Origin of the sequence: Natrinema salinisoli (assembly GCF_020405205.1) — an archaeon.
GTDB classification, from domain to species: Archaea; Halobacteriota; Halobacteria; order Halobacteriales; family Natrialbaceae; genus Natrinema; species Natrinema salinisoli.
The window spans coordinates 185,868-208,931 of record NZ_CP084469.1; the positions used below are offsets into that span (position 1 = coordinate 185,868).

The 23,064-nt window shown below is 66.7% G+C and carries 15 protein-coding genes and 1 pseudogene; 8 read left to right on the plus strand and 8 right to left on the minus strand.

Annotated elements, in window-relative coordinates; translation table 11 throughout:
- Positions 1-6: 6 nt before the first annotated feature.
- Together LDB05_RS01045 and fdhF are read left to right on the plus strand one after the other, a co-directional pair.
- Positions 7-1,519: pseudogene (locus tag LDB05_RS01045) on the plus strand (NADH-ubiquinone oxidoreductase-F iron-sulfur binding region domain-containing protein).
- Entirely contained in the window at positions 1,516-4,857 is a 3,342-nt protein-coding gene (gene fdhF / locus LDB05_RS01050) for a formate dehydrogenase subunit alpha (protein WP_226006077.1), read from the plus strand. The pseudogene LDB05_RS01045 and the gene fdhF overlap by 4 nt, the downstream one beginning before the upstream one ends.
- A gap of 356 nt (positions 4,858-5,213) precedes the next feature.
- Here the strand turns inward: fdhF and LDB05_RS01055 are convergent, their stop codons facing one another.
- From LDB05_RS01055 to LDB05_RS01080, 6 genes are all read right to left on the minus strand, one after another.
- A complete protein-coding gene (locus tag LDB05_RS01055; protein ID WP_226006078.1) occupies positions 5,214-5,543 on the minus strand; it encodes a hypothetical protein in 330 nt (109 codons plus the stop codon).
- 276 nt (positions 5,544-5,819) lie between these two features.
- Positions 5,820-7,160 carry an outer membrane protein assembly factor BamB family protein gene (locus tag LDB05_RS01060; RefSeq protein ID WP_226006079.1) on the minus strand — a complete coding sequence of 447 codons (1,341 nt, stop codon included), beginning with the start codon at positions 7,158-7,160 and terminating at the stop codon, positions 5,820-5,822.
- Between the two features lie 133 nt (positions 7,161-7,293).
- On the minus strand, positions 7,294-7,944 hold the full coding sequence (locus LDB05_RS01065; protein WP_226006080.1) for a MaoC family dehydratase: 651 nt from the start codon (positions 7,942-7,944) through the stop codon (positions 7,294-7,296).
- 282 nt (positions 7,945-8,226) lie between these two features.
- A complete protein-coding gene (locus LDB05_RS01070; RefSeq protein ID WP_226006081.1) occupies positions 8,227-9,054 on the minus strand; it encodes an alpha/beta fold hydrolase in 828 nt (275 codons plus the stop codon).
- A gap of 102 nt (positions 9,055-9,156) precedes the next feature.
- Entirely contained in the window at positions 9,157-10,743 is a 1,587-nt protein-coding gene (locus LDB05_RS01075) for a uracil-xanthine permease family protein (RefSeq protein ID WP_226006082.1), read from the minus strand.
- A gap of 136 nt (positions 10,744-10,879) precedes the next feature.
- On the minus strand, positions 10,880-13,117 hold the full coding sequence (locus tag LDB05_RS01080; RefSeq protein ID WP_226006083.1) for a VWA domain-containing protein: 2,238 nt from the start codon (positions 13,115-13,117) through the stop codon (positions 10,880-10,882).
- Between the two features lie 34 nt (positions 13,118-13,151).
- Here LDB05_RS01080 and cobN point away from each other — a divergent pair, with 34 nt between their 5' ends.
- The 4 genes from cobN (at position 13,152) to LDB05_RS01100 (ending at position 19,360) form a co-directional block, all read left to right on the plus strand.
- A complete protein-coding gene (gene cobN / locus LDB05_RS01085) occupies positions 13,152-17,048 on the plus strand; it encodes a cobaltochelatase subunit CobN (protein WP_226006084.1) in 3,897 nt (1,298 codons plus the stop codon).
- 60 nt (positions 17,049-17,108) lie between these two features.
- Positions 17,109-17,861: a precorrin-8X methylmutase gene (locus LDB05_RS01090; protein WP_226006085.1), complete on the plus strand. Its 753-nt coding sequence runs from the start codon at positions 17,109-17,111 to the stop codon at positions 17,859-17,861.
- Positions 17,858-18,652 (plus strand): cobalt-precorrin-7 (C(5))-methyltransferase, encoded by a 795-nt coding sequence (locus tag LDB05_RS01095; protein WP_226006086.1) that lies wholly within the window; start codon positions 17,858-17,860, stop codon positions 18,650-18,652. The genes LDB05_RS01090 and LDB05_RS01095 overlap by 4 nt, the downstream gene beginning before the upstream one ends.
- A gap of 123 nt (positions 18,653-18,775) precedes the next feature.
- A complete protein-coding gene (locus LDB05_RS01100) occupies positions 18,776-19,360 on the plus strand; it encodes a methyltransferase family protein (protein WP_226006087.1) in 585 nt (194 codons plus the stop codon).
- Between the two features lie 29 nt (positions 19,361-19,389).
- Here the strand turns inward: LDB05_RS01100 and LDB05_RS01105 are convergent, their stop codons facing one another.
- Both LDB05_RS01105 and LDB05_RS01110 read right to left on the minus strand, forming a co-directional pair.
- Entirely contained in the window at positions 19,390-19,557 is a 168-nt protein-coding gene (locus LDB05_RS01105) for a hypothetical protein (RefSeq protein ID WP_226006088.1), read from the minus strand.
- 60 nt (positions 19,558-19,617) lie between these two features.
- Complete coding sequence (locus LDB05_RS01110; protein ID WP_226006089.1) at positions 19,618-20,172, minus strand: DUF1802 family protein; 555 nt, start codon at positions 20,170-20,172, stop codon at positions 19,618-19,620.
- A 116-nt stretch (positions 20,173-20,288) separates the two neighbouring features.
- Between LDB05_RS01110 and LDB05_RS01115 the strand changes: the two genes are divergently transcribed.
- Together LDB05_RS01115 and LDB05_RS01120 are read left to right on the plus strand one after the other, a co-directional pair.
- Positions 20,289-21,515: a Zn-dependent hydrolase gene (locus LDB05_RS01115; protein WP_226006090.1), complete on the plus strand. Its 1,227-nt coding sequence runs from the start codon at positions 20,289-20,291 to the stop codon at positions 21,513-21,515.
- Between the two features lie 145 nt (positions 21,516-21,660).
- Entirely contained in the window at positions 21,661-22,968 is a 1,308-nt protein-coding gene (locus LDB05_RS01120) for a cobyrinic acid a,c-diamide synthase (RefSeq protein WP_226006091.1), read from the plus strand.
- The last annotated feature ends 96 nt before the right edge of the window (positions 22,969-23,064 follow it).

Genomic DNA, 23,064 nt, shown 5'->3' on the forward strand with positions numbered 1-23,064 from the left:
GCATCGATGACTGATACCACGCCCGCGGTCGGGCGGTCGCCGATCCTCAGGGTCGCGACCGATCCGACGACCACGGGCCGCGAAACCGCGTACGAAACGGCGCGTCGCACAGCCGATTCGGTCCCTGTCGTTCGGACGGGACCGACCGGAATCACCGCGTACGATCCGCTGGTACTCGCTACCGTCGACGGCCGAACGGCCGTCCACCCCGATCCGGACCACGAGGCGATCGCCGAGATCGTCAGTGCGCTCGAGGAGGGCGAGTTATCACCCGACGACGCCGCTGCGGTCGTCGAACACGAGCCGGAGACGCGTTCGCTCCCCGTCCCCGAAACCGGTCCGTTGGCCGCCGGCCGACGCGACGTTCTCGGGCCGTGCGGATGGGTCAACCCGCTGGCCACCGATGACTACGACCTCGTCTCGCCCGAGCGCGACGCGAGCGGCGTCCGCGATATCGGGTTGCTCGGACGCGGGCCGCGGGGACGCGGCCGCCGACGAGGAGGTCGGAGAAACCTGGGCCGAGATCCGCGAGACGGACGGCGAGCCGGTCGTCGTCGTCAACGCCAACGACACTGACGACAGACAGGGGATCGACCGACTGCTCCTTGAAAGCGCCCCGATTGCCGTCCTCGACGGAATCGCGGCGATCGCCGACCACGTCGGCGCAGCGGACGCAGTGATCTACGTCAACGAGACCGAGACGGCGCTCCACCGCCACCTCGGCGCGGCTGTCGACGCGGCCGCCGACGACCTCCCGGTCGTTCCGCAGCTGGTCGCCGGTCCGGACGAGTACCGCGCCGGCGCGCCGACCGCGGCGCTCGAGGCGCTCGAAGGAAACGACCGAGTCGAGCCGCGAATCCAACCGCCGTCGCCGGCGGTCCACGGCCTGTACGGCCGGCCGACGGCGGTCCACTCCGTCCGAACGGTGCTGCAGGTCCGACGGGCGCTGCGGGACGATGCGACCGGCGCCGACCCCGGCACCCGCCTGTTCACCGTCACCGGCGACGTGGCGGCACCGGCGACCGTCGAACTCGCCGATGGCGACACGCTCGAGTCCGTTCTCGAGGCCGTCGACCTCGAGGGGTCGCTCAAGATGGCCGCCGTGGGCGACGTCTTCGGTGGGATCACCCGGACGCTCGACGTGGACGCGACGCGGCGCGCGCTGAGCGCGGCCGATCTCGGGACGGAGGGCGTGATCGAGTTGCTGAACGACGACCGGTGTGCGGTTGCGACCGCCGGCGAGCGTGCGCGGTTCGCCGCCACCGAGAACAGCGGTCGCTGCGTCCCCGGGCGCGAGGGGACGAAACAGCTCACCGAACTCCTGCGCGACGTCTATCAGGGCTCGTTCGATCTCGCGAAGATCCGCGAACTGGGCCGGACGATGGAGCGGACGAGCAACTGCCGGATCGGCGCGAATGCGCCGCGTCCGGTGATGACGGCGATGGACGAGTTCGAACCCGAGTTCCGCGCGCACGCCGACGGCCGCTGTCCCAGCGGCACCTGTACTGAGAAACTATGAGTACGAACACGAACGCGAACGAGACGCTTCCAGGCGTTCCAGACCTCACTGATCCGCAAGAAGAGACGCCGGTCACGGCCGAATTCGAGACCGGGACCGCGAACGATCCGGACGTCGGCACTCGCAACGCCGAGCCGACGACCGTAACGGTCGACGGTGAGCCGGTGACCGTCCCGCCGGGGTCGACGATCATCGACGCGATGCAGTCGCTCGACGACGACGTCGTCAGCGTCGATCCCGGCGCGGACGCCGTCGAGGACGACGCCGACGTGCCCGCGCTCTGTTACTACGACCGCGACGGCGACTGTAGCGACGAGATCGGGCCGCGCAGCGAGTGTCGGACCTGCATGGTCGAAACCGAGGAACACGGACTCGTTCCGTCGTGTTCGTTCCCGGCGGAGGACGGGCTCACCGTCGAGACGGACACGCCCGACGCCGAGGAGAGTCGCAGCGTCAACCTCGACCTCGTCCTCTCGAACCACAACCTCCGGTGTACGACTTGCAACGGCAACGGCCGGTGTGAACTCCAGAGCGCGGCGATCAGCGAAGACGTCGATCACCCGCGCTACGGCGTCTTCGACGAGCGCGACCGGTACGAACCGCTCGACGACACGTCGTCGTTCATCCAGATCGACCGCAACAAGTGCATCCTCTGTAATCGGTGCGTCGACGGCTGCAACGACGTGCAGGCCGAGGGCGTCCTTCGCATCGAAGGTCACGGCGAGGACACCCGCATCGGCTTCCAGTCCGACGCCGAGACGATGGCCGACTCCGACTGCGTCTCCTGTGGCCACTGCGCGACGGTCTGTCCGACCGGCGCATTGACCGAAAAGGGGATCGGCGGTGCCGCGACACTGCCGCTGCCCGGCTTCACTCAGCGCAACTCGATCGGGAACGTGATCGAACACGAAGACGCGGAGACCCTCGACGATCGGACGTCACCTAACCGATCGTCAGGGCCGGGCGGCGACCTCACGGTCGGTACCGGCGCGACCATGAACGGCGGGCAGCGCGGCGTCGCGGGATTCATGGAGCAAGCGAAACGAAAATTCGGGAAAGCGGCCAGCGACTACGGACGGAAGGCGTTCCTCGCCGGCGAGCACACCGCGGAATCGATCGCGGCCAATACGCTTCCCGAGGGGTACCTGTTCGACATCGCCGACGCGGTCAGCGACTACCGGCTGAGCAAAATCGACAAGGCGGAGACGACCTGCGGGTTCTGCGCCGTCGGCTGTCGCTTCGAGATGTGGGGGACGGACGACGAGTCGCTCGGTGTCGTCCCCGTCGACGACCCCGACGACGCGCCCGCGAACAACTTCTCGACCTGCGTGAAAGGGAAGTTCGGCCACGAGTTCGCCAACAGCGAGAACCGACTCACGACCCCGCTCGTCCGCAACGAGAACGGCGACCTCGAGGAAGCCACGTGGGACGAGGCGCTGGATCTCGTCGCCGAACGACTCACCGAGATTCAAGAGGAACACGGGATCGACGCGGTCGGCAGTCTCGCGTCCTCGAAGGGAAGCAACGAGGAGGCCTACCTCGTCCAGAAGTTCGCCCGGCAAGTTCTGGGCTCCAAGAACATCGACAACTGCGCGCGACTCTGTCACTCGTCGACGGTGGCGGCGCTCCAGCAGACGGTCGGGTTCGGCGCGATGACCAACCGTATCAACGAGGACGTCGGCGAGGCCGACGCCTACCTCATCAGCGGCTCGAACACCACGGAATCCCACCCGGTACTGGCGACTCGCATCAAGCAGAACGTCAGGGACGGGGCCGACCTCGTCGTCTTCGATCCGCGGAAGGTCGGCATCGCCGAGCACGCCGACCAGTACACCCGGACCACCCCCGGCTACGACGTGACGTGGCTCAACGGGCTGATCCGGTACATCATCGAACACGACCTCCACGACGAGGACTTCATCGAACGCAACACGAAGAACTTCGACGAGCTGAAGGAGAAGGTCCAGGCCTTCACCCCGGAAAAAGTCGAAGAACTCGCCGGCGTCCCCCCCGAGGAGCTGGCATCGGCCGCCGAGACGCTCGCCGAGGCCGACTCCGTCGTGTTCGGCTGGGCGATGGGCATGACCCAGCAGAGCACCGGGACGGACAACCTGCTGGCGATGGCCGATCTCGCGCTCGTGCTGGGCCAGCTCGGCAAACCCGGCGCCGGCCTCTCGCCGTTCCGCGGCCAGAACAACGTCCAGGGCGGCGGCGGGGACATGGGAACGCTCCCCGGCAGTCTCCCCGGCTATCAGGATCCGGCCGACGACGACGTCGGCGAGAAGTTCGCAGACGTGTGGGGCGAGCGCCCGCCGGAAGAACCCGGTCTCAAAGTGCCGGAGATGCTCGCGGAGGCCCACGAGGGCAACCTCGAGGGCATGTACATCGTCGGCGAGAACCCCGCGCTCTCGGAGCCCGACATCGATCACGCGGGCGAAGCGCTCGCGGGTCTCGAGTTCCTCGTCGTGCAGGACATCTTCATGACCGAGACCGCCGAGCACGCCGACGTGATCCTGCCGGCGGCGACCTCGCCGGAGAAACACGGCACGTTCACCAACACCGAGCGCCGCATCCAGCGGGTCCGTCCGAGTACGGAGCCGCCGGGGAAGGCAAAGCAGGACTGGGAGATCACCCAGGCGCTGGCGAACCGACTCGGCTACGACTGGGACTACGACCACCCGAGCGAGATCATGGACGAGATCGCCGATCTCGCTCCCATCTACGGCGGCGTGAGCTACGATCGCCTCGAGGAGGGCGAGGAACACGGCCTCCAGTGGCCGGTCCCCGACGAGGACCACCCCGGAACCCCCTACCTCTACGACTACGAGGAAGGGAACTTCAACTTCGACGACGGGAAAGCGCGGTTCGTGCCCGCAGACGGCGGTCATCCCGGAGAGCTTCCCGACGAGGAGTACCCGCTCACGCTCACCTCCGGGCGCGTGCTCTACCACTGGCACACGGGCCAGATCACCCGCCGCGTCGAGGGGCTGATGAGCCACGTCGGCGAGAGCTTCGTCGAGATCCACCCTGCGACGGCCGCCGACCTCGGCGTCGAAGACGGCGAGTACGTCCGCGTCGAATCCCGGCGCGGCGAGATCGTCGTGAAGGCCCAGGTCACCGAGCGCGTCGGCGAGGGGACGCTGTTCATCCCCATGCACTTCGCGACCGGTGCGGTCAACAAACTCACGCAGGAATCGTTCGACCCGCAGGCCGGCATTCCGGAGTACAAAATCTCCAGCGTCCGGCTCGAGGCGCTCGGTGCTGACACCGACGAAACGGTGTTGCAGACGCCGGACGTCGTCTCGAGCAGCGGGCCGCACATCGCCAGCGACGACTGAGTCCGACGGCTCGTCGCTGCGCTCGAGCCCGGTAGCGTTCTCCGCGCTCGAGAGTGGAAGACGGAAACCAAAAGGACGTTGCCGTGGCCGCCGCGTGGACGGCAACCGTCTCTGCTCGAGGCCGCATACGCGTTTCCGAGCGTGCCAGCGGAGATGCAGGCGCTGTTCGAATAGGTCACCGCGGAGTTCAGCGGCGACGAGTCGCCCGCAAGGCGATTTTCTCGCCGTTTGCTTCTGCGGGGTCACGATACCGTCGTCGTGGTATGGACTACCGCCGGACCGCTCGCAGAACTCGAAACTGTTCGATCCGGTACCGTCGGCCGAGCTCCCGAGTCGTCGGGTCTCCAGTGTCTCCGTTACTCGTCGCGATCCGTGCTCCCTCGAAGCCACGATTCGAGTCGATCCACGACAGCCTCTGCGATCGCCTCGCCGATGCGGTCGGGGGCGTCGGAGAGGTCCCAGAGGTAGTCGCCGGTCCGGGTGACGGTCACCCAGTCGACGTAGTCGCGGCGGTCCAGCTCGAGCAGGAGGTCCTCGAGGACGGACTCGTTCACGCGACAGCCCAGCGCGTCCTCGATCGCGGTGGTGAGCTGGGCCGTCGTCGCGATGACGCGGTCCTCGAGGCTGCTATCGATAGTCGTGGGGCCGGTCGTCGGGGAGGGCGGGGATGGCGGCCGGTGTGGCATTCTCGACCGCTGGATTCGGCGTGGTCGTTATAGGTTTGATGATAGTCCCCGGAGCACACCGGATCCGGCCCCCGAAATCGAAGCGACCTCGCGAACTCTCAGTTCCGTCGTCTGCTGCCGTCCGACCCGACGGTTTCGGCTTCCGCCTCGAACGCGTCTCTGTTGCGTTCACCTGTTTCGGAAGACATCCTCCATCACGTCATCGATCGAGCTGTCGCCGGAGAACGGCGGACCTCCACGACCGTCCGGAGGTCGGTGACCCTCGCGGCCCGGAGTTCAGTCGGTCCCGACCAGTTTGTAACCGCCCCCGTCGGTGTCGATCCCATCGTCAGATCGCTCCTCGTCTCCCTCCGGCGGATTCGGCGCGCGCTCGGCGTAGTAGATCGCCCCGTCGACCACGCGTGGCGTGCTCGAGACGTGCCCCTCGTTGTCGACCCGCCAGACTTCGTCGCCGGTTCGCTTCTCGAGCGCGTAGACGCCGCCGTCCCGGGAGCCGGCCACGACCCGCTCGTCGCAGACGATCGGACACCCGAAGAACCAGTCGTCCGCTTCGAACGACCAGTGTCGCTCGCCGGACTGGGCGTCGAGCGCGTACAGGTTGGTGTCGTGGCTGCCGATAAACACCGTGTCCAATTCGGGATCGAGCGCCGGACCCGACATCACCAGATCGCCCGTCTGGAACGACCAGTCTTCGGTGCCGTCCTCGAGGTCGACCCGGTAAACGTAGCCGTCCCACGACCCGAAGTAAGCGCCGCCGTCGTAGGTCGCGATCGGCCCCTTTATTTCGCCGTCGTTGGCGTCGCTGCCCCGGGTATCGAACGACCAGGCGAACTCCAGGTCCGGGTAGGACCACCCGTAGAGCTTTCCGTCGTTCGACCCGCAGACGAGCCGTCCGACCTCGAGATCGATCGCCGGCGTCGAGTGGGGGTGGTCGGTCGGCCGGTGCTCCGGGTCCTCCCAGACGACGGAGCCGTCGTTCGCGTCGATGACGAACGTGCTCCCCTCGGGGTCGGGGTACTCGACTGCCATCACGAGCCGGCCGTCGTGGTAGAGCGGACTCGACCCGATGGCGCCGCCGAGTTTCGTCTGCCAATCGATATCGCCCGTCTCGGCGTCGACGGCGTAGAGTACCCCGTCGTACGCGCCGACGTACACCCGGCCGTCGGCGACGGCGGGCGTGCCGTGAATCCCGCGATCACCGGTATTCGTTCCGGTCCGCCAGCGCTCCTCGCCGTCCGGGTCGAGAGCGACCAGATAGCCGGTGTCGCCCGGGAAGACGACGCCGCCGTCCGGCAGGGGAACGGCGCTCGCCTTCGCGGCGGTGTGCGAGCCCGTATTGAGCCGGTCGAGGCGCCACTCCCGGGTCACGTCGTCCGGAACCGTGACGTCGGGGTAGTAGCCCCATCGCTCGAGCGACCGCCTGAACTGGGCGACGCCGTCCGGAACCGTTTGCTCGAGTCCGGTCTCGACCCGCGGAATCGGTTCGCGCTCGGCTCGCCCGAGACAGCCGGCCAGTCCGGCGGTCGCGGTGACCGCGCCGGCGGCCGCCGTGAGAACTCGGCGTCGACTGTGGGCGGTTTCGAGCGCCCCCGCAGTTGGATGTGAATCGTCTGCCATCGTCACGAGGCACTCGCTCGAGGGGGACGTGTTTTGTGTTGTTCGAAGAGCTACTGACCGTCAGTAACCGCTGGTCGCAGAATCGACGTACTGCGTCGGCGGTTCGGACAGTCCTCGCGCCGACGCTCTCCCGTTACGCGTCTGGTGACTCGTTGATGACGACGACGGCCTCCCCGTCGATGACGGAGTCGCCGTCCTCTCCGACGACCGTCGTGTGCAGCCGGTAGCGATCGTCACCCAGCGACTCGACGATCTCGCAGTCGGCCGTGACCGTTTCGCCGATCCGAACCGGACTCACGAACTCGAGGTCCTGAGAGAGGTAGACCGTAACGCCGGGGAACCGAGCCAGTGCGGCGCTGATCGTCCCCGCGACGAGCGTCCCGTGGACGATCTGGCCGTCGAACAGGGTCAGCTCGGCGAACTCGGGCTCGAGGTGGAGCCGGTTGGTGTCGCCGGAGACCTGTGCGAACGCGGTGACGTCGGTCTCGGCGATCGGCTTGCGAAAGCGAACGTAGTCGCCGACGCCGAGCGAATCGTAGTCGTCCGTCGACCGCTCCATGACCCAGTTCTCGTCACCGAACGCGACCTCGGCGGCGGACGTCGTCGTCGTATCCGTCTCCGGCCGAGTCGGTGAGTCCTCGTCCGAGGAACTGAACCCCATCGCTGCGAGGAAGGCGTTGTTGGCTTCGAGGTAGCTATTGAACACGTGTTTCGAGATGCTGGACCACTGCTCGGTCGAGGCTGTGGCGGTGACATCGTCGGTGTCCGGACATTGACTACTCATAGGTGTTGATAGGTACCATTTGACGGAAGGTGTGATTCCAAGTAGCAATTACTGTGGTTGCCACCTTCGTCGTATCGCCAAATTATATTGGAGCCCGTTCGCTGACTGTCACGAAATGTGACGGGTACCTAGACGAGATAGCGCCGAACAGTTCGGGGTGGGGATGGGATTCCGATCCCGGGTCCACACTCCCGATGAGAGCGACGGATATCCCGGACGGACTCCCACTACGGGGCTGTCATCGTCCGGCGACGGCGTTCGTGACTGGCACCGCTCACGGAGTCACGCTGCGGGAAGCTCCTCGAGGAAGTCGGTCGTCGCCCTGTTGAACGCGCGCGGCCGATCCTGATTGACGAGGTGGCCCGAATCGGCCAGTTCCAGCTGGTCGCCGTGGGCGACTTCCGAGGCGATCTCTCGCCCCTGTCGCTTGACGAGCGGCGCTTCCTGATCGCCGTGGACGACGAGCGTCGGCGTTTCGACGCCCGTGAGCTCGGGCGGATCGTACCGGTAGAGCGCGCCGAAGATTTTTCTGAATTCGCTCGAGGAGACGTTGCCGACCTGCTCGATCGCCGCGTTCCTGACCTCGGGGTCGACCGACAGCCACCGCTCGCCGGTCGTCGCCTGAATCGAGTACAGCATCGATCGGAACGTTCCCTCCGAGCCCGAGAGCGACAGCGAGGCCGACAGGGCCGGGAGCGGCGACCAGAACGATTTCAGTTCGGTCGGCATGTCCACTGGCGGCATCGACCGCACTGCACCACCCAGGATCGCACCCGCCGCGTCGGTCGGATGGCGATCGAGGTACTCCTGGACGACCATCGATCCCAGCGAGAGCCCACAGAGGATCGGCCGTTCGATCTCGAGCGTCGAGAAGAGGGCCTCCAGATCGTCGGTGAAGAGACCGATCGAGTAGCTGTCCGGAGCCGTCACACCGGTCTTGCCGTGTCCCCGAACGTCGATCGTGACGACCCGATAGTCGTCGGCGAAGTGGTCGATCTGTGGCTCCCAGGCCGTGCCGTCCATCCAGCCGCCGTGGACGAACACCAGCGGCGGACCGTCACCGCTCGTCTCGTAATAAATAGTCCCGTCCTCGAGTTCGAGTTCTGCCATACCGCGAGTAATGGCTTGCTCACTATTAGGCGCGTGGTTGCGCTAGCGGGGGGTGAAACGGGAGCGAAACGATATTTCGGACCGACAGTTCAGAAACGGGAGTCAGTCGTCGCTTCGCGTCTCCGTCCGGATCCAGCGGTCCCAGAACGAGTCGAACTCGGCTTCGTCTTCGGTGATGCGGTCCCACGCCGCGAGGCCGCGTTCCGCTCGCGAGCCCGGAATCGTGTTGTCGAGGACGAGTGCGGCGAGCCCGCCGACGGCCATGCCGGTCGAGCCGATGATGTAGATCGTGTCGACGACGGCCTGCCCGATGGCTTCGATCAGGACGCCGGTTCCCGCCACGACGCCGAGGGCGCCGACCAGCGAGTCGATGGCCGGCTCGAGACCGACGGCGTCGCGGAAGGCGATCGTGCTCTCGAAGTTGCCCATGTACGCCGGAATCGCGAGGCCGACGAAGAGGGCGAAGCCGACGACGAAGGTGTTGCGCGAGGAGTCGAGGTCGACGTGGCGGAGATTGGAGATCCCGACGGCGACGATCTGGCCGAACATGGCGATGAACAGGCCGCCGACGATCGGATCCGGGATCGTGGCGATCAGTTGCCCGAAGTAGCCGACGAAGCCGACGAACAGCATGATGACCGCGCCGATCTGGACGACGTACCGCGACGCGACGCCGGTCAGGCCGATCGCGCCGATATTCTCGGAGTAAGAGGTCGAGCCGGCGGTGCCCATCACGCCCGAGAAGACGTTCATCAGTCCCTCCATCCCGATGCCGTGGTTGATCCGTTTGCCGCTCGGAGCCCCCGAGCCGGTGATGTTGGCCACCGCGTAGTAGTCGCCGATGCTCTCGACGATCGAGGCGAGCACGCCGGCGAACATCCCGATGACGAACGCGGTCGTCACCTGTGGGATTCCCCACTGGAAGGGATAGATCGGCAGCAGGGGCTGGGTGTCGGCGACCCGTCCGAGATCGACGAACCCCGGATGGCCGCTGGCGATCACGCCGGAGACTGACAGTGCGGCCGCGACGGCCCAGGCGATGATCAGCGCTAGGATGACCGGGTAGAGTCGGAACGCCCTGTGTTTGACGTCGAGATACTGCGAGAACAGCAGGATGAGCCCGAGCGTGAGGCCGAGCAGCCACCAGCTCTGGTTCGCCGCGGTGATCTGCGGTGCGCCGAACAGCGACAAGCCGATCAGCGCGATCGTCGGTGCGATAACGACGGGCGAGAGGTACCGTCGGAGCCGGCCGACCAGTCCGAAGTAGCCCATCGCGACTTCGGCGATCGAGGCGACGATGATCGCCCCCTGTAACTGCAGCAGTGCGGCTTCCCAGCTCGGTTGCCCCGAGACGCCGCCGGCGCTGACGACGCCGACGATGGCGAGCGCGGGCGCGAGCATGGAGAACGGCGCGCCCTGCACGATCGGGTACCGGTTGCCGAACGTCGTCTGGGCGAGCGTCGCGATCCCGGAGACGACGAAGAACGTCCCGACGAACCGGGCGGTCACACCGGGGGGCATCTCCATCGCCCCGGCCAGTATCAGCGGGACCGCGATGTTCGCGCCGACCATCGTCAGGTAGTGCTGAATCCCGAGCACCATCGATTCGCCCAGCGGCGGCTGTTCGTCGATTCCGTATTCGATACCGTCACCGACGGATTCGTCAGCGACTGGCTCGTCCCCCGTCATCGATTCTCGTCGGATAACGACGAGGGGCGTTCAAAGAGATGTTGATCCGGTTTCTCCGTTCCCGTCGGATGCTCGGACTCGCGAATCGAGAAACGCGAGCTCCGCCTCGAGGCCGACGGCGGCTCCGACGAGCCTATTACTGTCGTTCCGTCGCCGCGGTCTCGGCCGCAGTTCGAACCGTTTCGACCGACAGGGACGAGAGGTCCACCAGTTCGCCGTCGGTTTCGCTCGCGACCAGTTCCGAAAGCCCCGCCCGGGAGTCGTCGCCGGCATCGACGACGATCACGCGAGTGTCGCTCGCGGCGAGCGCTCGAGCCGCGGTTCGCGTCGCCTCGGTCGGACTCCCGTCGGCGACGTTCGCGCGGCCGTCGGTGACGAGAACGACGACCGACGCGTCGGTGTCGGCACGCTCGAGGACCCGCCGCGAGGTTTCGAGGCCGGCCGGTAACGGCGTCCGGTCGCCGGAGGGCAGGTCCTTGAGGTGGCGGGCGGCCAGCGAGACGCTGTCGGTCGGCGGGAGCAGGACGTCGGCGTCCTCGCCGGCGAAGGCGACGAAGGAGACCTGATCGCGGTGTTCGTAGCTGTCGCGCAGGAGCTCGAGGACGACGCCCTTGGCGGTCCGCATCGCCGGGCGCATCGAGGCGCTGGCGTCGACGGCGAAGACGATCGTCACCGAGGTGTCGCCGGTGCGGACGGACTGTCGCAGGTCCCGTTCCTCGACCCGCGATTCGCCGCGGGACGCGGCCGATCGAACCGACGCCGCGGCGTCGATCGCCCCGTCGCCGGACGCGGGTTCTGTGCGGACGCGAGCGCCTCGGTTGTCCGTGCTCGGTGCCGTGCTCGCTCGAGAGCCCGTTCCGGCCGCGCTCTCAGTGTGTTCAGCGGCCGGCGTCTCGAGGTCCGGTGCCCGCGCGTCGCCCACGCCGGCTCGCTGCTGACCCGGGACGAGCGGCTGGGTGGTTTCGTCGTCTCCCTCGTCGTCCGGCGAGTCGTCCGACTCGGAGTCCTGTTCGTTCGAATCGCCGTCCGACCCTCCGTCACCGGCTTCAGCGGGCTGCTGATTCGGCGATGCCGGTCGGTCACCGTCCTCCGGCTGCTGGCCACCTTCGGTATCGTCGCCATCGGGTTCGGAGTCGTCGCCGCTCGAGTCGCCACCGTCGCCGCCGCCCTCACCGTCGCTCCCGTCGGAACCGTCCTCGTCGCCGCTCTCCCGATCGCCGTCCTCACGCTGGCTTCCGTCCTCGGCGTCGGCGCTCGAGTCACCCTCGTCGTTCCCGTCGCCCTCGTCACCTGCGTCACCGTCGTCGGACTCGTTTCCCTCGCCTTCCTCAGGCGACTCCTGGTCGAACCGATCCTCGAGCAGGTCGTCGAGATCCGGTTCGTCCTCGAAGGGCGTACTCCGGAGGCGGTGGGGGAGCGCGTACGTCGCGGCCTCGTGAATGTCGGACTCGATGACCGTTTCCCGGCCCTCGAGGGCGGCCAGCGTCATGGCGGTTCGAGCCGTCGCCACGTCGCCGCGGTGGCCGTCGACGCCGGCCTCGAGACAGAGCTCGGCGATTTCGGCTTTGAAGTCGGCCGGGAGGTCGACGCTCGGGAGGCGGTCGCGGGCCGCGGCGAGGTCGTCGCGAAGGGTCTCGACCTCGTCGCTGTACTTCGCCGACGGGTCCGTTCCGTTGTCGCCGTTGACCGCGAGCGCCCGGTCGATAATCTCGACCCGATCGTCGATCTCCCGGCAGCCCTCGACGCTGGCCTGGAGGGCGAAGCGGTCCCGAAGCTGGGGACGCAAGTCGCCCTCCTCGGGGTTCATCGTCCCGATGAGGGTGAAATTAGCGGGATGAGAGACGCTGATCCCGTCGCGTTCGACGGTGTTGACGCCGCTCGCGGCCGCGTCGAGGATCACGTCGACGAGGTGACCGTCCAGCAGGTTGACCTCGTCCACGTAGAGAATACCGCGGTTCGCACGGGCGAGCAACCCTGGATCGAAATCGGCCTCGCCCGCCAGCGCGTCCTCGACCGAGAGGGTGCCGACCACTCGATCTCGAGTCGCGCCCAGCGGCAGGGTGACGAGCGGGACGGAACGCGCCTCGACCGGCATGTCCTCGGGGTCGCGGTCGCGACAGTCTTCGCACTGCTGGCTCGCATCGTCGGGCGAACAGCCGTACGGACAGTCCGCGACGGCCCGCTGCTCGGGGAGGAGATCGACGAGCGCCCGCACGGCGGTGGACTTCGCAGTCCCCTTCTCGCCGACGATGAGGGAGCCGTCAAGGCCGTCGTTTACGGCGACGGCGAGCAGCACGCGCTTCAACTCGTCCTGTCCGACGATCGCTGGAAAGGGGAGTGACGACAGCTTTTTGTCCTCGGACTCTGCAACCATACTTGAGCTAATACAATAGAGGTTTAAAAACTCGATGACAACGATTGGGATCTATACTGCGACGGAGAACGAACTCGGCTCGATCGGCCGGGCCGCCGAGCGTCTCGAGGATATCGAACTCGAGGTCCGCTCGGAGAGCGACCTCGAGGACGAGGCCGACGTCGAGGAGTTCGTCGAGGAATTGCACGACGCCGCGGCGGCGATCTTCTGGCTGCACGGGGCCGAAGACAGCATGCCCGGCTACGACTACGCGACGGGCGCACTCGAAGAGGCGGGCGTGCCGCTGATCGTCAAAGCGACCGGCGACGCCTTCGCGTTCGAGGACACGACGGTTTCGGACGGGCATCGCGACCGCGTCTACGACTACCTCGAGAAGGGCGGGACGATCAACGTCGCGAACCTGTGTCGGTTCCTCGCGGCCGAGTACGAGGGCCGCGATATCGAGTACGACGAGCCCACCGAACTCCCCACGGAGGGCGTCTACCACCCCGATCATCCGGGAATCGAGTACGAGGACCTGCTCGAAACCCACGACCCGGACAAACCCACGGTCGCCGTCTGGTTTTACGAATCACACTGGACACACGAGAACACCCGCTACGTGGACGCGCAGGTCCGGGCGCTCGAGGAACAGGGGGCGAACGCCCTGCCGTTCTTCTGTAATCCTGCAACGGACACCGACGAACAGGAAGACGCCGAGTGGGTGACGGACAACTGGTTGATCGACGACGGCGGGAATTCGATCGTCGACGCCGTGCTCTCCTCGTTCATGTTCTCTCTCTCGATGGACGAGCGCGGCCGCAGCGCCAGCGACGAAGGCAGCGGTGCGGAGGACGTCTTCCTCGATCGGCTCGGCGTTCCCGTTCTGCAGACGGTCACCACGATGCGCTCGCGGTCGCGCTACGAATCCAGCGACACGGGCGTGATGGGCTTCGAACTCGCCCTCTCCGTGGCGCTGCCGGAGTTCGACGGCAACGTGATCACGCACCCCATTTCCGGCAAGGAGCGAACCGACGACGAGGCCGGCATCGGCTCCGCGCCGAAACACCACTTCCCCATCGAGGACCGGATCGACCACGCCACCCGACTGGCGGTCAACTGGGCCGAACTTCGGCACACGCCGAACGAGGAGAAACAGGTCGCCGTCGTCCTCCACAACTACCCGCCGAGCGACGACGGGATCGGGACCGCGTTCGGCCTCGACTCGCCGGAGTCGACGGTAAATTTGCTCGAGGAACTCGAGGAGCGGGGGTACGATCTCGGTGACGGCATGCCCGACAGCGGGCAGTCGCTCGTCGAGAAGCTGACCGCACAGCTCACGCTCGAGGACCGGTGGGTCGCGCCGGAGGACGTTCGCGACCTGTCGGTCGACGTGGTCTCCTCGGATACGTACGAAGAGTGGTTCAGCGATACCGACGAGCGCTTTCAGGAGAACATCATCGAAGAATGGGGCGACGTACCGGACCGCCCGTTCGCGATTCCGGGCGTCGAGTTCGGGAACGTCCTCGTGACGGTCCAGCCACCGCGCGGGTTCGGGATGGATCCCTCGAAGGTCTACCACGATTCGAACCTGCAGCCGCCACACGACTACTACGCCTTCTACGGCTGGCTCCGGAACACGTTCGAGACTAACGCGGTCGTCCACCTCGGAACCCACGGCAGCCTCGAGTGGCTCCCCGGCAAGACCGTCGGACTTAACGGCGAGAGCGCACCCGACCAACTGATCGACGATATCCCGAACGTCTATCCCTACATCGTCAACAACCCCGGCGAAGGAACGCAGGCCAAGCGCCGTTCGTATGCGGCGATCGTCGACTACCTGACCCCCGTCATGCGGAACGCGGGCACGTACGACGAGCTTTCAGAACTCGAGGAACTCGCCAACCAGTACCGCGAGGCCGGAATGGAGGACGCCCGGAGCGACGACGGCGAACACCTCGCGGATCTCATGCGGGAGAAAGTCGAGGAACTCGACCTCGCCGTCGAGTTAGGTATCACCGGCACGATCGACGAGAAGACCGACGTTCGCGGGCCCGACGAGGCCGGTTCGACGCTCGCGGAAGGCGATATCGAGGGAGACGAGGTCGATATCGACGAACTGGTCGAACGGATCCACGAGTACCTCACGGACGTGAAGACGACCCAGATCAGGCTCGGGCTGCACACCATGTCCGAGCCGCCGGAGGGCGAGCGCCTGACCGAGTATCTGGTCGCCTTGACGCGCCTCGAGAACCCTGGCGCGCCGAGCCTGCGCGAGAGCGTGGCCGGCGCGTTGGGCGTCGACTACCAGACGATGCTCGACTCGCCCGGCGAGTACGCTGAGGACCTCGGAATGACGCACGCCGAGGCCGCGGACATCGTCTACGAGACCAGCGTCGACCTGATCGAGACGCTCGCCGAGCACGACTTCGACATCCCGGTCTCGGAGCGCGAGGCGGGGCCGGACGACGAGGTGAACATGAATCTCCTCGTGGTCGACCTCGAGACGATCGGCGACGGGCGCGCGAAATCCGGCGCGCACAACGATCTCCGGGAGGCTCTGGCCTACATCTGCGAGGAGGCCCAGCCCCGCGTACAGGGCGCGGAGGACGAGATTCCCCGCACTGCAGACGCGCTCTCGGGCGAGTACGTGCCGCCGGGCGGCTCCGGCGCGCCGACCCGCGGCGGGGTGGACCTGCTGCCGACCGCGCGGAACTTCTACACGCTCGACCCGCGCAAGGTGCCGGCGAAGGCCGCCTGGCAGGTCGGCAGCGAGGTCGCGGAGGGCGTCCTCGAGCGCCACCACAGCGAAAACGACGAGTACCCCGAGGAGATCGGCGTGGTCGCCTGGGGGACGCCGACCGTGCGCACCCGCGGCGAGACCATCGCCCAGGTGCTCGCGATGATGGGCGTCGAACCGCAGTGGACCGACGCTGGACGGATCGACGACGTCGAACCGATTCCGCTCGAGGAGCTCGACCGACCCCGAATCGACGTGACGACGCGCGTCTCCGGGCTCTTCCGGGACGCGTTCCCGGCCGCGGCGGGCGTCATCCACGACGCCGTCGACGCGGTCGTCGACCTCGACGAGCCCCACGAGATGAACTACGTGAAGAAACACGTCGAGGAGGAGCAGGCGGAACTCGAAGAAGAAGAGGGCCTCGACGAATCGGATGCACGAAAAGCGGCGAAACACCGCGTCTTTACGACCCGGCCCGGCGGCTACGGTGCCGGGACGAACAAGGCCGTCGACGAGGGCAACTGGGACGACCGCTCCGATCTGGCCGAGGTGTACGTCCAGTGGGGCGGCTACGCGATGGGGTCGAGGGGGCGCGTCTCGGACGCCCACAACGCCTTCGAACGTCGGCTTTCGAGCGTCGACGCGACGGTCAAGATCGAGGACACGATGGAACAGGACGAGTTCGACTCCTCGGACTGGTACGCCTTCCACGGCGGCTTCATCTCCGCCGTCTCGGAGATCTCGGGCGAAGAACCCGCCTCCTACGTCGGCGACTCCTCCGATCCGGACAACGTCGACGTCTACACGAACGAGGAGAAGGTCCGCAAGGCGATGCGCTCGCGCGTGCTGAATCCCGACTGGCTCGAGTCCATGGAGGACCACGGCTACAAGGGCGCGGGCGACCTCTCGACGACGGTCGACGTGACGCTGGGCTGGGATGCCACCACTGGCGTCGTGAGCGACACCCTCTGGGAGGAGGTCGCCGAGAAGTTCGCCTTCGACGAGGATCGGCAGGACTGGATGCGCGACGTCAATCCGTGGGCGCTCGAGTCCATCACGGACACCCTGCTCGAGGCGGTCGAGCGGGACCTCTGGGACGCCGACGACGAGACGATCGACCGACTGCGCGATCTCAATCTCGAGGTCGAGGGCGATCTCGAGGCGCGGACGACCAACGAGGGCGTCGGCGCGGAGGCGTCGACCGATGACTAACGACGAACGCGAACGCGTTCGGCCGACGGACGATATGCGAGGCCCGGAGAGTGATTCCCGATGAGTGACCAGCAACAGGAGTTCGAGAACGAGTACGCGGATCTGGGCGCAACGACGCAGAACGCGATGGACATCGCCGAGACGAGCATGGACATCGTCCGGCAGTTCGTGCCGGACGAGACGTTGGCCGATCGGGTCCGCCAGAAGTCGGTCCACTCGATGGGCGACATCGAGTTCCAGCACCTGATCGAGTTCACCGGGAGCGACGAACTCGGGGACGACGAGGACGCTCCGGTTCGGGCCGGCGCTCGAGCCGTCCTCGACGAGGCGACGATCGTGACCGACATCACGATGTCGAAGGCCGGCATCACGGGCCGCGGCCACAACTGCGAGAAGCGCAAGGCGATCGGCAACGGCGCGGAGCTGGCCGAAGAGACGGGGATGACCCGGACCGCGGCTTCGGTGCTCGAGCTCGACAAACAGGGCGTCTACGACGGCGCGATCGCGACGATCGGCAACGCGCCGACGGCTGCCTTCGCGCTGGCGGACTGCATCGAGGACGGCACTCGGCCGGCCGCGATCGTCGCGACACCCGTCGGCTTCGTCAAGGCCGAGGAGAGCCGCCAGCGAATCCGCGAGGTCAGCGAGGAGTACGACGTCCCGGCGATCACGAACGTCGGCCGGCGCGGCGGCAGCGGCCTCGCCGCAGCGCTGACGAACGAACTGATCCACGTCGCGAAGGACGTCCGGACCGACGAGATCGACCTCGAGCTCGACACCGAAACGCGGGCCGCGGACGGCCGGAACCGATGAGCGGCGAGTACGACCTCGACGCGGGACCGGATCCGGCCAGGTTCGCGGCGGGGGCAGCCGAGCCGGACATCGACGAAGCGACGGACGACCCGGTCTACGCCGTCGGCGTCGGCCCGGGAAACACCGAGTATCTCACCCCGCGAGGCGAGCGGGCGATTCGCGAGGCGGACGTCGTCATCGGCTTCACGACCGTCGTGGAGTTCGTCGAGGACGAGACGGACGCCGACCTGCTGACCTGCGGCTACAAGGACGAGGCCGAAGCGCTCGAGGAATTCGGCGAGCGCGTCGCCGCCGGCGAGTCGGGGACTGCTGTCGCGATGGGCGATCCAAACCACTCGGGATACCAGTTCGTCGGGAAGGTACAGGACACGGTAGAGCGCCACGATACCGAAATTCCGGTTCGCATCGTTCCCGGTATCTCGTCGCTCCAGATGGCGGCGAGCCGCGCCCGGACACCGATGGAAGATACCGAGTTCGTCACGCTCCACAAGAGCGGCGACCTCGAGTCGGACATGGATCGGCTCGCTGCCGCCGTGGACGACCGCCACCTGCTGGTGCTCCCGCGGCCGTACGATCGGATGCCAGGCGATATCGCGGACTTCCTGCTCGAACACGGTGCCGACCCCGATCTCGAGGCGCTGGTGCTCGAGAAGCTCACCCACGACGACGAGCAGATCCACCGGTTTACGCTCGCGGAACTGGCCGAGCACGCCGGCGGGAGCGGGAAAGAGGACACACCGTTTTCCGATCTGGTCGTGCTCGCGGTTCGACAGCCGATCTCCGTGGGATAGGCGTCGTATTCGTGTTTCGGACGATTTCAGGGGCACATCTCTCACCGTTCTCTTCCCACGATCGAATCGTTCGAAGCCGTTAAATTAGAAATGTTTATCAGAAATCACTTCGCGCATGCAGCTATGCTATTTGATTTGCAACGGCCGCACCTGTACGTCTTCTTCGGGGCGATCGCTGTCTGGGTCGTATCCAACCTGAGCATCGGATTGCGGTATCGAAATAGGGACACTGCTTCGCAGGATCGGGGATCAAAACGCGCGATCGCCGTCGCCACATCTGGCGGTATTATTGGTGCTACACTCCTTCCCAAAGTGATGCCCGCTCCGGAACTCCCGCGTCGCCTGGCCGCGTTCTGGATCGGGATTGGACTCGTGGTGTTCGGTGTACTGCTCCGTCAATACGCTGTTCGGACGCTTAGCGAGTACTTTTCGCTCGAAGTGTCGGTCGAGGAGACAGACACCGTTGTCAAATCGGGGCCCTATCGATGGGTTCGCCATCCATCGTACACCGGCGAGCTGGCGACGGTGATCGGGGTTGGGGTCGCGATCGGCAACTGGCTGAGTCTCGGATTCGTGACGCTCGCCGGCCTACTCGGCTACGGGTATCGCATCCGTGTTGAAGAGCAAGTCCTCCGAGAAACGCTAGGTGATTCCTACGAAGCCTACGCGAAACGGACGCCCTATCGGCTCATTCCGGGCCTCTGGTAACGATCATCTGCCGCGAAACGGCGATACCCTCACTCGTCGCCTTCGTATTCCCGCAGCACCGACGAGACGGTGTTCGACACTTCTTCGAGCGCGACGGCGTTGGTCTTCCTGAGGTCGTCGTCGTCCTGTGCCTGGCCCAGATGTCGGAGCGCCTCCCTGAGGTGTCGTTCGGTGTCGGACCCGTTTTCGTCGGTCATAGTTCGAGCGACGGGTCGTAACCGACTCGAGCGGTTAAGTTCGTCGGTGGTGTGGGTCCCTCACTCGAGGGCGTCCCGGACCGCGGCCCGGCGTTCCGCGAAGGTCGGTTCGTCCAGCACCGGCGTGGTCGACTCGAGATCGACATCGACCGCGTCAGTCAGTTCGATCCAGGCGCGACAGCCCCGGTAGCTGCCCCGCTCCTCGATGAGCCGCGGCGACTCGAGTGCCGAAACCCGGAGCAACAGCACCCGCAGGTCGTCGTCCGGATCGTGCTTGTCGCGCAGGCCGTCGGGGGTGTAGACGTAGTGGCGCGCGAGGGCCTCGAGATCGTCGCTCGGGACCGTGTACTCCTCGCGAACCTCGGCGACGGCGCGGATCGGTACTCCGTCCTCGGGTTTGGCGCTCGCCCGGTGGTAATAGTCCTCGTACCGGGGCTGGTATCGATCCGGTTCCTGATGGGTGTAGGCCGGATAGAGAACGAAACGGTCGTCGATCGTTCCCGGATCGAGCGTCGGGTGGCGCACGAGTACCGTCTGGTCGCCGTCGATCAAGGCGTTGACCACGCCGGCGCGTTCTTTCAGCGCAGCGATGGCGGCGGTCGAAGCGTCGGACATAGCTGTCGGGCGAGCCAACGGCGGCACGCACTAACCCGGTTTCGACTCTCCGGTCTCCCGACGGGTGTCCTATCGGCGTCCAAGAAGCTAAGGGTATCCGCGGTACGGATTCGGGCATGCTATCGATCGACGAGGAGCGATTCCGCGAGAGCTTCGAGACCTACTCCGAAATCGGTGCGACCGACGCGGGCGGACTCGACCGTCTCGCCCTGACGGACGAGGACAGGCGGGCTCGAAACCGATTCGTCGACGATCTGAACGCGCTCGGGCTGGAGGTTCGAATCGACGAGATTGGGAACGTCTTCGGGCGTCGCGAGGGAACGGATCCGGATGCGGATCCGGTCCTGATCGGATCCCATCTCGACTCCCAGCCGTCAGGCGGCCGGTTCGACGGCCAGCTCGGCGTCCTCTCGGCACTGGAAGCGCTCCGAACTCTGGCGGATCAGGGAATCGAGACGGAGCGCCCGATCGAGATCGTCAACTGGACGAACGAGGAGGGCTCCCGCTTCCAGCACGCGATGCTCGGCAGTGCGGTGGTCACCGGAGAAACGGATCTCGAGACCGCGCTGGACATGACCGACGACGACGGCGTCCGGCTCGGCGACGAACTCGAGCGCATCGGCTACGACGGCGACCACCCGGTCGACCTCGGCGACGTTCACGGCCACGTCGAACTCCACATCGAACAGGGACCGACGCTGGCGGCCCACGGAAACGCCGTCGGTGTCGTCGAGGGGGTCTACGGGATCTCCTGGTTGGACGTGACGATACGCGGCGAGTCCGATCACGCCGGACCGACGCCGATGCACGCTCGGCGCGACGCGATGGCGGCCGCAGCCGACGCCGTCAGCGCGATCAACGGGCTCCCGACGCGCCTCTCCGCGGACGCGGTGGCGACCGTGGGCGAGTTCGACCTCGAACCGGACTCGATCAACGTGATACCGAACCAGGCGGAATTTTCCGTCGACCTCCGGTCCGCGGACGACGACGTCGTCGATCGGGCCGTCGACCGAACGAAGCGCGAGATCGAGGCGGCCTGCGACCGCCACGGGACGAGCGCCGACGTCGAGGACGTGTGGCGGATCCCTCGTACCGAGTTCGATGCGAGCGTCTGCGATGTCCTCGCTTCGGCTGCGGAAACCGTCGGTGTCGACTACGAACGCCTCGTCAGTGGCGCGGGCCACGACGCGAAGTACGTCAGCGACATTGCGCCGACTGCGATGCTCTTCGTGCCGTCGGTCGAGGGGCGGACTCACACCGAATCCGAATACACCGCGTGGGAGGACTGCGTCGCCGGGGCAAACGTCTACGCCAACGCGGCTCTCGCCCTCGCCCGCGACTGACCGCAGCGAGAACGCAGCCGACGGTCTCCTGATTCACCGACGGGTTGAAGTCCTCCTGTCGTTACCCAACGACAATGACTGTTGACGAGATGACGGACGCGGTCCGTAAGGCAAACGGATTCGATCGAACCCCGGGAGAAGACCGATGAAGGGATTCGTCCTCGGGGGCGTCAGTTCCGGTGTCGGAAAGACGGTCACGACGCTGTCGATTATTCAGGCGCTCGCGGACGCCGGCCACGAGGTCCAGCCGGCCAAGGCGGGTCCGGACTTCATCGATCCGAGTCACCACGAGGCGGTCGCGGGCCGCCCCTCCCGCACCCTCGATAGCTGGCTCGAAGGGGAAGACGGCCTCCGCCGGAACTACCGGCGCGGCGAGGGGGATATCTGCGTCGTCGAGGGCGTGATGGGGCTCTACGACGGGGACGGCTCGAGCACCGCCATGGTCGCGGAGGCCCTCGACCTCCCCGTCGTCCTCGTGGTAGACGCGAAGGCGGGTATGGAGAGCGTCGCGGCGACCGCCCTCGGGTTTCGCGAATACGCCGCCACCATCGGGCGCGATATCGAGGTCGCCGGAGTCATCGCGCAGCGCGCCCACGGCGGCCGCCACGAGCAGGGGATTCGGGACGCCCTCCCCGACGATCTCGCGTTCTTCGGTCGAATCCCGCCGAACGACGACCTCGAGATCCCCGATCGACACCTCGGGCTCGAGATGGGCGCGGAAGCGGCCCTGCCGAAAGACGCCCTGCGGGAGGCCGCCGAGTCGCTCGCGGCCGATCGGCTGGCTGCAGTCGCGAGCGAACCGCCCGCCCCCGAAACGCCGATCGAACCTGCGGAGTCGGTCGACGCCACGATCGCCGTCGCCAGCGACGCCGCCTTTTGCTTCCGGTATCCGGCGACGATCGAACGGTTCCGCGAGCGGGCCGACCTGGTCACGTTCTCGCCGGTCGCGGGCGACCCCGTCCCGGACGCCGACGGCGTCTACCTGCCCGGCGGCTACCCCGAACTCCACGCCGAGGAACTCGAGTCGGCCGGTACGCTCACCGAACTCGGCGAGCGGGCCGCCGAGGGACTGCCGGTCCTTGGGGAGTGCGGCGGCCTGATGGCCATGAGTCGATCGCTGACGACCGCCGAGGGCGACCGCAGCGAGATGGCCGGAATTCTCCCCGCCGATGTCACGATGCACGACCGCTATCAGGCGCTCGATCACGTCGAGCTCGAGGCCGCCGAGGGAACGCTGACCGCCGACGCCGGCGAGACGATTCGGGGTCACGAGTTCCACTACTCGAGCGCCGACGTCGACGGCGACGCCCGCTTCGCCTTCGAGACGGTCCGGGGCGACGGCATCGACGGGGAGCACGACGGTCTGACTGAACACGAGTCGCTCGGCACGTACGTCCACGTTCACGCGGAAAGCGGGGCGTTCGATCGGTTCCTCGAGCGTCTCGAACAGTGACGGTTCAGTACCTTGATCTCAGGACAGTCGCTGTGGGTTTCGCGGACGTCCCTCGTGTGGACCCGTCTCGGTGACCAGATAGCTAATCGTGTTTCG